Source organism: Gilliamella sp. Nev5-1 (genome assembly GCF_001690895.1).
Taxonomy (GTDB): Bacteria; Pseudomonadota; Gammaproteobacteria; order Enterobacterales; family Orbaceae; genus Gilliamella; species Gilliamella apicola_C.
Map to the genome: position 1 here is coordinate 1 of NZ_LZHO01000002.1, position 8,275 is coordinate 8,275.

Annotated in this window: 17 protein-coding genes and 1 pseudogene; 2 read left to right on the forward strand and 16 right to left on the reverse strand. The window is 35.7% G+C overall.

Annotation, left to right across the window (positions count from 1 at the left end):
* The 4 genes from A9G41_RS00030 to A9G41_RS14125 all read right to left on the reverse strand — a co-directional run.
* A partial coding sequence (locus A9G41_RS00030) for a hypothetical protein (protein ID WP_143425377.1) occupies positions 1-272 on the reverse strand: 272 nt, incomplete at its 3' end.
* Positions 269-712 (reverse strand): D-Ala-D-Ala carboxypeptidase family metallohydrolase, encoded by a 444-nt coding sequence (locus A9G41_RS00035; RefSeq protein WP_065582152.1) that lies wholly within the window; start codon positions 710-712, stop codon positions 269-271. The genes A9G41_RS00035 and A9G41_RS00030, both read right to left, overlap by 4 nt.
* Positions 705-1,010: a phage holin, lambda family gene (locus A9G41_RS00040; protein WP_081302152.1), complete on the reverse strand. Its 306-nt coding sequence runs from the start codon at positions 1,008-1,010 to the stop codon at positions 705-707. Before A9G41_RS00040 ends, A9G41_RS00035 begins: the two co-directional genes overlap by 8 nt.
* Positions 1,011-1,245: 235 nt before the next feature.
* On the reverse strand, positions 1,246-1,386 hold the full coding sequence (locus A9G41_RS14125; RefSeq protein WP_176700510.1) for a hypothetical protein: 141 nt from the start codon (positions 1,384-1,386) through the stop codon (positions 1,246-1,248).
* 100 nt (positions 1,387-1,486) lie between these two features.
* On the opposite strand from A9G41_RS14125, the gene A9G41_RS00050 reads away from it, so the two are divergent.
* Together A9G41_RS00050 and A9G41_RS00055 are read left to right on the forward strand one after the other, a co-directional pair.
* The gene (locus A9G41_RS00050; protein WP_065583495.1) at positions 1,487-1,663 is read left to right on the forward strand and encodes a type II toxin-antitoxin system HicA family toxin; all 177 of its coding nucleotides are present in this window, start codon (positions 1,487-1,489) and stop codon (positions 1,661-1,663) included.
* Between the two features lie 41 nt (positions 1,664-1,704).
* A complete protein-coding gene (locus A9G41_RS00055) occupies positions 1,705-2,118 on the forward strand; it encodes a type II toxin-antitoxin system HicB family antitoxin (protein ID WP_065583496.1) in 414 nt (137 codons plus the stop codon).
* 34 nt (positions 2,119-2,152) lie between these two features.
* Here A9G41_RS00055 and A9G41_RS00060 read toward each other — a convergent pair whose 3' ends face one another.
* The 12 genes and pseudogenes from A9G41_RS00060 to A9G41_RS00115 form a co-directional block, all read right to left on the reverse strand.
* On the reverse strand, positions 2,153-2,998 hold the full coding sequence (locus A9G41_RS00060; RefSeq protein ID WP_081302278.1) for an endonuclease: 846 nt from the start codon (positions 2,996-2,998) through the stop codon (positions 2,153-2,155).
* 308 nt (positions 2,999-3,306) lie between these two features.
* Entirely contained in the window at positions 3,307-3,792 is a 486-nt protein-coding gene (locus tag A9G41_RS00065; RefSeq protein WP_179854662.1) for a hypothetical protein, read from the reverse strand.
* Between the two features lie 18 nt (positions 3,793-3,810).
* Positions 3,811-4,359, reverse strand: coding sequence for a recombination protein NinG (locus A9G41_RS00070; protein WP_065583498.1), 549 nt, complete (start codon positions 4,357-4,359; stop codon positions 3,811-3,813).
* Between the two features lie 150 nt (positions 4,360-4,509).
* Positions 4,510-4,665, reverse strand: coding sequence for a hypothetical protein (locus A9G41_RS14130; protein WP_179854663.1), 156 nt, complete (start codon positions 4,663-4,665; stop codon positions 4,510-4,512).
* Positions 4,666-4,674: 9 nt separating this feature from the next.
* Positions 4,675-5,328, reverse strand: a complete 654-nt coding sequence (locus A9G41_RS00080; RefSeq protein WP_065583500.1) for a metallophosphoesterase — start codon at positions 5,326-5,328, stop codon at positions 4,675-4,677.
* A complete protein-coding gene (locus tag A9G41_RS00085; RefSeq protein WP_065583501.1) occupies positions 5,325-5,777 on the reverse strand; it encodes a recombination protein NinB in 453 nt (150 codons plus the stop codon). The genes A9G41_RS00080 and A9G41_RS00085 overlap by 4 nt, the downstream gene beginning before the upstream one ends.
* 66 nt (positions 5,778-5,843) lie before the next feature.
* Positions 5,844-6,092 (reverse strand): DUF3310 domain-containing protein, encoded by a 249-nt coding sequence (locus tag A9G41_RS00090; RefSeq protein ID WP_075539158.1) that lies wholly within the window; start codon positions 6,090-6,092, stop codon positions 5,844-5,846.
* Positions 6,085-6,291, reverse strand: a complete 207-nt coding sequence (locus tag A9G41_RS00095) for a hypothetical protein (RefSeq protein ID WP_065582609.1) — start codon at positions 6,289-6,291, stop codon at positions 6,085-6,087. Before A9G41_RS00095 ends, A9G41_RS00090 begins: the two co-directional genes overlap by 8 nt.
* Positions 6,292-6,293: 2 nt before the next feature.
* Positions 6,294-6,482 (reverse strand): DUF1187 family protein, encoded by a 189-nt coding sequence (locus A9G41_RS00100; protein WP_065582608.1) that lies wholly within the window; start codon positions 6,480-6,482, stop codon positions 6,294-6,296.
* Entirely contained in the window at positions 6,467-6,667 is a 201-nt protein-coding gene (locus A9G41_RS00105) for a hypothetical protein (protein ID WP_065582607.1), read from the reverse strand. The genes A9G41_RS00100 and A9G41_RS00105 overlap by 16 nt, the downstream gene beginning before the upstream one ends.
* Positions 6,651-8,060 carry a replicative DNA helicase gene (locus A9G41_RS00110; protein ID WP_075539159.1) on the reverse strand — a complete coding sequence of 470 codons (1,410 nt, stop codon included), beginning with the start codon at positions 8,058-8,060 and terminating at the stop codon, positions 6,651-6,653. Before A9G41_RS00110 ends, A9G41_RS00105 begins: the two co-directional genes overlap by 17 nt.
* Positions 8,057-8,275, reverse strand: a pseudogene (locus A9G41_RS00115) (helix-turn-helix domain-containing protein); the annotation flags it as partial. The pseudogene A9G41_RS00115 and the gene A9G41_RS00110, both read right to left, overlap by 4 nt.

The window sequence follows — 8,275 nt, forward strand, 5'->3', positions numbered from 1 at the left end:
CTAGGAACACGCTCATTAGCACAGTCATTATTTTTAAGTTGCTCATTGATTCGCTCCTGACGTTCTAGCGATTGGTTTTCTAGCTCGCGTTTGCTTTGCTCATTATCTGCTATGATTTGATTGTTTTTAGCGATGTTCTGATTTAACTGTTCGATTTTTCCGAGCAGTTCATCGTTTGTTTTTTGAATTGCTTCTTTGTCTTTACACAAATTAACAATAACATAAATCATAAATGTAAAAATAATCGCTATTGCCGTGTATGTTTTATTCATTTTAAACCACTCAAATAAACCGTTTTACCGCCCTGCTTGGCTGCTGTTAACACTATTTGGCGATTATGTGTCGGACTAAAACCAATGTGCACCCATTGATTATGCTCTTGAATTAATTTATCGAACTGCACCCCAGCATCAACCAACTGTTGACAAATCTCTTTAGGCGTACCGAATGACGATTTAAAGTCTACCGCTAATCCCTTTGTGTGAGCGCTTGTTGCTACACCGCCAACTTTAGCATTTAGCGCAGGACAGCGATATCCAGACGTGATAATAATTGGCTTACCTAAAGCTTTTCTTACCAACTCCAGCTTAATAGCTGTTAATTGCACGTTGGGCATTAAATCAGCAGGCACAGAGTTATCAATTTTTAATCTACTAGCTGTTGTCGAGCGAGTAAACTCTTCTAGCGTAAAATGTTCAGTTAGCTTAGTCATCGTTGTTGTCAACCCTTTTTCTTAACATTGAATTTGATACTTGACGTAATTTATCAACACCTAAAAATCCAATTGCGCCACCAATAAACGGATTCATACTAACTGGTAAGCCAAAATAGTCTAGCCCACTGCTAGCAGCTAATGACAACGCACCACACAATAACGCTTCAACCCATTTACGGCGTCCGCCTACCCCGTCATATGTTAAACGACCGTAGGCTATAATGATGGATAGAATGACACCGTAAATTAATGGCGCATTCGATTGCAACCATTCCATGATTGATGATTTATACATGTTATTATTCTTCATATGAGTTAATAAGGTGACAGCGTACTAGCTATATTGAGTGGTGTGCGTGTCTAGCTTTGCTGTCGATTCTGTAGATGCCCCCAAACGTATCACAAACCAGATTTATCCAGATTGTGTAGAGGTTATGAGGGGGACTGTTTTGGCATGAGCTAGAAGATTCGAACCTCTATTATGATTTGAAGACCATAGTTTTCCCAATTAAACTAAGCTCAAATAATTATTAAAGCGACATAATCCAAACTAGCATAGACTCATCGCTTTCTAATGCGAAAAGTGGAACTTCTAGCGAACCCGATTTTTTAGAGCTGTTTAGAGCATCCAGAATATCGATTAAATATTTATCCTGCTCTTTTGCAGTCATAAAGCGCCTCAAAAAAATCAACATTTTTGTTTACTTTCCTGTTGACGTTATAAACATTTTTGTTTATTATAATTACATCTTAAAACAACACGGAGGAATAATGAAACAAAGTGAGTTTTTAAGATGGTTAGTTGCTCAAGGTGTTGAGGTAAAGCAAGGAAGTAATCACATAAAACTTTATTACAACGGAAAGCAATCAACAATGCCAAGACATCATAGTCGAGAGTTAAAAAACGGCACAATGAGAGCAATCAAAAAGCAACTAAATCTAAAATAATAAAAGCCCTCGCAAGGGGGCTTACTTAAACAGAGGTTATTATGTTTTATCCAGCAAAATTAACTAAAGATGATGGCGGTTATACTGTTACATTTCGAGATATTCCCGAAGCTATCACCTGCGGTGATGACTTAGAAGATGCTTTAAATATGGCACAAGATGCGTTAATTACAAGTATGGATTTTTATTTTGAAGATCATCGTAAAGTACCGTTACCAAGCAAAGCAAAAAAGGGAGAATATTTAATTGATTTACCAGCAAGTCTTTATGCAAAAGTATTGTTGCTAAATGAGATGATTGATCAAAATATTTCTAACGTTGAGTTAGCAAAGCGCATTCATGTAAAACCTCAAGAGGTACAGCGTATTGTCAATCTAGATCATGTGACAAAAATTGATACTATAAGTAAAGCCCTGTCTGCTCTTGGTAAACATCTTGAACTAAAAATCGCTTAAATTTTCATTGTTCCTCTAACAAAAAAAGCCTCAATTAGAGGCTTTCTTTATTACACTGCTCTGTAATGAACTTATTATCATTACCCTGAATTTTTTCTATTAGTTTGTTGCGTTCGCATTCCCATTTTTGCGGCTGATACATTTTATCCCACGCTGCCATCAGCTTTTCTTCTTGATTAGATAAATTAATTTTGTATTTATCAGACATATAAAGATATGTGCGTGCTATTACGCCTCGAATTTCGTCGCGCGGTTGGAATTTTCTTTCTTTAAAATCTACAGCAGTTTTACATTGACCATACTGTTCAAACGTGTTAGTAAATTGCGAGTATCGATAATTGGATCGGTCACCATTTACTTCACCAATCGCTGGTTGCAAGTTATGCATATCCCCTTCTATTTGATTGAAGGTAACATCTTTTTTACACGCTTTACGCCCACCATCTCGCCAACATTGTAGATGACGTCCGAAATTTTCGGCTGGCATAACATGTTCCCATTCAATGCGTTCAGCTCTAGCCTGATTTTTTCTTGGCTCATATCCGCATTTACCAAAATCTACAACACCTTTTTTACCTGTCCATGAAATATCACATCCGCAGTAAAATTCGGTTTGTGTTGAATTTGATTTATATAATTTAGTCAGCTGAGTTTTCGCATTGTCAAAATTTTGCTTACTAATTGCAATTTGATCGGATGTTGGCACTGATTTTGACTTTTTCGGCTTAGGCGTCGGTGCTACTGAATACGTTCCTATTCGACAAGTTTTAGATGCTGATATGCACGAATTGCCACACGGTATGCCTTTTCTACAATTTTTCGCATTTGAAATTGACGGGAATAATAAAAATAAAACTAAAATTAAAGCTATTTTTTTCATAATTTAATATTACCTGCGCTTAGAAAGCGCGCAGTTTAATATAAAAATTACAAAATTAGAATAAAAAAGCCCAACTTATTAAAATTGGGCTTCTATTTAAAAACAGTTTGGATACAAAAATTCCAGTCTGGGTACTTTATACCACTGTGCTCTTAAGAAATCAAGATTTTTTTGCTATAATTAAATAATTCCATCTCTAAACATATTTAACTTCTAACAGATAATAAAAAAGCCCGCATTTACGAGCTTTATATATAAAAATCCCATCATGACTAATGTAGTATACTTTCTGTCTCACGTCAACTAAATTAATAAAAAATATCATTTCTTTTTGATAAATTAGCGACAATATAACTTTCAAACGATTTTAGCCGTCTATCAACTGTATCTTTTGATATATCTCTCATTTTTGCTATTTCTCTTAATGTTAATCTCTCGCTCCCATCTGAGCCATCAATAACAACATCAATGCCACGGTAATACAAATCTGCTAATTCCCATTGTTCTCTTAACGCTAAATCTTTAGAATTTTTAGCATTTCTCATGCATTCATCAATAAATTCTAGCTCGTTTTCTATATAAACAAGGTTATGTTTAGGGTATAATTCTGAAAACATAGCGCTAACATTTTTATAGCCACATCTGCTAGAATATGCATTGCATGCACCCCACATTTTTAACAAATCAATAGCTTTGGCTAGTAAATTGTTCTCATTAGCTCTCTCAATAAATAAATTTTTACTATTGAGATAATTTTCAAATTGCTTAACATCTGGCTCATCATCAACGTACATATATTCTGCTAGCATTTGTTATCTACCCTTTTTTAACTCTTTTAATTTTTGCTTATACTCAGCTTTAATCTGTTTTATTTGCTCTATCGTGTATTTTTTTGGTTCGTGATACCCCTCTAACCATTCAACTTTTTCAATGCCAATTTTTTTCACCAGATTAATTCTGTATTCAATGATGTTCCCTGATTTGTGGTTATTACATGCTGAACATTGCTTGTGTACATTTAGCTCGCAAAATCGCAATTCAGGACATGCTCCAACACTACGATAATGTCCTGCGTGATATTGCCCCGTGTGATAGCGTCCACAACTGATACACGGCTCGTTTTTGTCTCGCTCTCGAATAAATGCATTAAATGCTGTTTGCGCTTTTCTTAAATGCTCTGACCGAGTTTTAATTTTCTCTTTTGTTATTCGTGTTAATTTAATTCTGGTTTGCTCTTGAACGCTGTTATCTTTTGCATATTGAATAGCACAATCAATTGAACAAACCTTGGCGAGTGAGTTAAATAATGCGAACTTTTTACCGCAGTTTTTACATTTTTTCTGTTTTATTTCTCTCTTCATCGTCTGAACTTCGCTTTATTCTTGTAAAACTTACCGCAAGAGCCTTTTACTTCTCCGTTAACACCAACCAATGGTCTATTACAGACATACAAATCCCAATCAACGTTATATAAACAAGCGCCATTGCATTCTGGGCATTTAAAATCTGTTTTAATTAATTTGTGTTTTCTCGGCATCATTAACTCTATTTAAATTATGCTGATTAATGTATTCTCTGCGTTGTTCTCTAACTACTGCTATTGCTCGCTCTAACTCTTGCTCTTTATCATCGTATCGTTTCAGTTGTTCTTTGTGTTCGTTGTTCATCATGCTACCCTAAATATTGTCTATCCTAGTTAATACTAAGTTGCCAGAAAAAAACGCCCCAGTATCAATGTAAACCCTGTTTGCAACTGGCGTCACTTCTCTTTGCGGAGTATGACCAAACACAAAAAATTCAACACCTTTTATTCCTGTATTGTCATATTTTTCAAATCGTTCTCGACTCCAAACCACTTTATTTAAATCAATAGGCTTGTTGAATACATATTCATTTGCTGGATAATCTGCGTGTGCAAACGCTATTAATTCGTTATTGATTGAAAGCTCAATAACTAAAGGCAATTCATTGCACTTATTAATTAAGTTAACAGCTTCCTGTTTATCTAAATCGTTTAATGTGAAAAACCAACCCCCACCGTTGTATTGCCATGCAGATAATGATTGTTCATCTCCATTAATTCCATTAATTGCCATTTGCTCGTGATTTCCACGAACCGTTTTAAACCAATCCTGATTAATTAATCGTAAACATTCTAAGCTTTGCGTACCTCTATCAATTAAATCACCAACCGCTATCAGTAAGTCATGTTTAAAATCAAATCCTGCGTCACTTAACTTGCTCATAAGTAAGTCGTAACAACCATGTAAATCACCAACTGCAAATATCTTTTGATACCTATTGCCATTAACTTTTAAATAACCCATCATGCCACCTTTGATAATTGGTCTTTGTACCAATCAAATATTAATAAATCTGACTTAGACTGCTCGCTCCAATTGACGCCCTTCTCAGCTCCAAATGCATATGCTAACTCCAATAAATCACTCAATTCTTTTTTACTCATTCTTCTTGTTGATTGCCCCAAAACAATAAAACCTGTCCCATCCAAATTGGGGACCGTTTTTTGTCCTTTTAGTGTTGCTGTAAAAACGTGCTTCCATTCTTCTGGAGTTAGCGTTAATCCGTGCCAATTAACTTGTTTCGATATATCCGTTAATGTTGCCCACATGCGGGCGTTTTGCTCTAAAGTTCTAGTCATCTCTTGAATACAAACTACTAATGGATTTTTACTATCAACTGGTAATGAGCGAATAAAATTAATTAAATTGTTTTTTACTGTTTCGCTAACTAGTTTAAATATTTTCTTATTTGCCATTACTTAGTTGCTCTCCAAATCACGAATCCCAAAAAAACAAACGAAGCTATTGCTACAATCACTTCATCACTCATCGTCTACTCCTCCGTCAACGCACAAACGCTTTTTATTTTCAAAAATCTTCTCGTACTCATTAGCCTTTGCAATGTCTTGCTCTAACGCATCTTTTTTGCCCGCTCTAATTCGATATTTCAAAATGTTGCCGAGACAAAAGCCCCTGAACTGCTCTACAGTCATGCTTCGAGCGATAATGTCGATAGATTCGATGCCTTCGATTATTTGATAGTGTTTTGGATTTTTTATGTTGTCACTCATCACCCGATCCCCCGTCTAATTCAGCCCGTGCTAGATATGCAATTAATGCAGAACTAATAAAATCAACATTTTGATTTAAAATTTTTTGTACAAACTCATTTTTTTTATAATCTTCGATCCCCTCAGGAATTGGAGTAATTAGATGTTTTTTAAATCTTTCTACTTCCTTTTCTAACTTTTGCTGTGTTAATTTAGTCATCCTTAAACCCTCACGCACTCAAAGTTATCAAGCCGAATTAGCTCTTTTACTTTCCACCCAAAAGAATTCTTTTTACCGTTTGATAGCTTTTTAATACATTGTTCGACTGTTAATTCTTCATTAGTAAAATGCGTCCAATTTATCGGTTGGTGTCCGTCTTTTATGATTGTTGCTGTTATTTTGTAAGCCATTTTTGTATCAACTCCCGTAATTTAATTTTGTCTTCTTCTGAATATTTTTTAACTCGTTCTGCTAATTGCCGTTTAATCTTTGCCGTATTTGCTTCTGGTTCTCTTATCGCTCTCACATAGTCATACGCTATTTTGTCGAGCATGTGATTAATACCGAGTGGGCAGTGGTTAACCTGCTCGCGCATATTTACGCTCTTTTTTTGCCGGCTCTGGATTTGCTCTAGCCTGCGATTCCAGTTGATCTACGTTATAAATACGCCCATTGTTAATACCTGCAAAAACAGTAAAATTACCTGAGCCATGGCGATTTAAAGCAACGTTAATTTCCATCAAGTTTTTATCTGCGTTATCGTTGTAAACAGCATCACGATAAATACCCACCCAGTAGTCACAATCTTGCTCAATTTGCCCTGTGTCACGGCTATCACTTGGAATCGGTCGTTTATCAGCTCTGGATTCAAGATTACGGTTTAATTGAGTTAACATAACAACAACGCAATTAAGCTCCTTAGCCAATGCTTTAAGCCCTTTAGTTATTGCACCGTAAGCCAGATCATTACGAGTATCATCACCTGTTTTTTCCTTCTCCATCAGAGTTAGATAATCAACCATGATCATACCTATTTGTCCCTTTTCTCTGGCCATCCGTCGTGCTTCTGAGCGAACATGAGATAGTGTTATTGCTGGTGTATCGTCGATGTAGATATTGTCGCTATTTGTTAACTCGTTCAAATGATGCATAACACGCGCAAACTCTGAATCCGAACCTAAACCACCGTCATAGAAAATATTGCTATTTACCGCTGATTCTTGGGCTAAAATGTTTTCAAGCATTTGCTCATCTTGCATTTCTAACGAAAACATCAGTACAGGTAATTTCTCATTCATAGCGCAATGACGAGCCATGTTTATTTCAAAAGTGGTTTTACCCATTTTTGGACGAGCACCAACCACAAACAGCGAGCCTCTAACCAACCCTTTAGGTGCTAATTTCTCATCTAATGCTTTGATTCCAGTTGATAAACCACGTGCACTATCTGCGTTTTCTAATCGTTGTCCAAGGGTTTCTGTCCATTTATCAGCAATTGTTTTTAACGACTTAAGTCCAGTTGTTTTACCAGTTTTGTTATAGTCATCAATTTGCGTAAATAACGCGTGAATAGCTGATATTTTGTCGCTAGTAGATAAATTTGATTTCTCAAAAATCATAGCGCTACAGTCGTTTAATTTTTGCAATGTGTAGCGTTCAATTGCTTTGTCTCGAACAATTCCAGCATAAGCTGTAACGTTGATCATCGACGGCGTATTTTTGGATAATTCAGCCAGATAAGCTAAACCACCGCAATCTTTCAAAGTTCCTTTTGCTTCCATACTGTCTGACAAGGTAATCAGATCAATCGGGTAGTTTTTACGATTTAATTCAAGCATTTCAGCAAAAATAACTTGATGATGTCTGCTGTAGAATGATTCTGGCTTCAATGAATAGATTGCTTTTTGACAGCGATCTGATTGAAAATCTAACATCATTGAGCCAAGCACAGCTTGTTCAGCAACTAAGTCATGTGGGATCACGTTCATAGCGTACCCTCCTTGAATTTTGTATAAGTTTCATCCTTAACAATGTATTCAAATTTAGCCTCCCAGTTTCTCTGGTTTTCACCAAACATCCAAGCTGGTGCTCTTTCTACAAAATCATAAAAATAGTTAATCAAATCATTGATATTTAGTTTTTTGTTGTCTTTAAAAAATTTTTTAACTAGATTTTTTCGTGCAGTAGTCATTTTTTGAATCTG

Coding starts and splice junctions, on each gene's coding strand:
- A9G41_RS00035 (WP_065582152.1), bottom strand. CDS start 712: ATGACTAAGCTAACTGAACATTTTACGCTAGAAGAGTTTACTCGCTCG.
- A9G41_RS00040 (WP_081302152.1), bottom strand. CDS start 1,010: ATGTATAAATCATCAATCATGGAATGGTTGCAATCGAATGCGCCATTA.
- A9G41_RS14125 (WP_176700510.1), bottom strand. CDS start 1,386: ATGACTGCAAAAGAGCAGGATAAATATTTAATCGATATTCTGGATGCT.
- A9G41_RS00050 (WP_065583495.1), top strand. CDS start 1,487: ATGAAACAAAGTGAGTTTTTAAGATGGTTAGTTGCTCAAGGTGTTGAG.
- A9G41_RS00055 (WP_065583496.1), top strand. CDS start 1,705: ATGTTTTATCCAGCAAAATTAACTAAAGATGATGGCGGTTATACTGTT.
- A9G41_RS00060 (WP_081302278.1), bottom strand. CDS start 2,998: ATGAAAAAAATAGCTTTAATTTTAGTTTTATTTTTATTATTCCCGTCA.
- A9G41_RS00065 (WP_179854662.1), bottom strand. CDS start 3,792: ATGTACGTTGATGATGAGCCAGATGTTAAGCAATTTGAAAATTATCTC.
- A9G41_RS00070 (WP_065583498.1), bottom strand. CDS start 4,359: ATGAAGAGAGAAATAAAACAGAAAAAATGTAAAAACTGCGGTAAAAAG.
- A9G41_RS14130 (WP_179854663.1), bottom strand. CDS start 4,665: ATGAACAACGAACACAAAGAACAACTGAAACGATACGATGATAAAGAG.
- A9G41_RS00080 (WP_065583500.1), bottom strand. CDS start 5,328: ATGATGGGTTATTTAAAAGTTAATGGCAATAGGTATCAAAAGATATTT.
- A9G41_RS00085 (WP_065583501.1), bottom strand. CDS start 5,777: ATGGCAAATAAGAAAATATTTAAACTAGTTAGCGAAACAGTAAAAAAC.
- A9G41_RS00090 (WP_075539158.1), bottom strand. CDS start 6,092: ATGAGTGACAACATAAAAAATCCAAAACACTATCAAATAATCGAAGGC.
- A9G41_RS00095 (WP_065582609.1), bottom strand. CDS start 6,291: ATGACTAAATTAACACAGCAAAAGTTAGAAAAGGAAGTAGAAAGATTT.
- A9G41_RS00100 (WP_065582608.1), bottom strand. CDS start 6,482: ATGGCTTACAAAATAACAGCAACAATCATAAAAGACGGACACCAACCG.
- A9G41_RS00105 (WP_065582607.1), bottom strand. CDS start 6,667: ATGCGCGAGCAGGTTAACCACTGCCCACTCGGTATTAATCACATGCTC.
- A9G41_RS00110 (WP_075539159.1), bottom strand. CDS start 8,060: ATGAACGTGATCCCACATGACTTAGTTGCTGAACAAGCTGTGCTTGGC.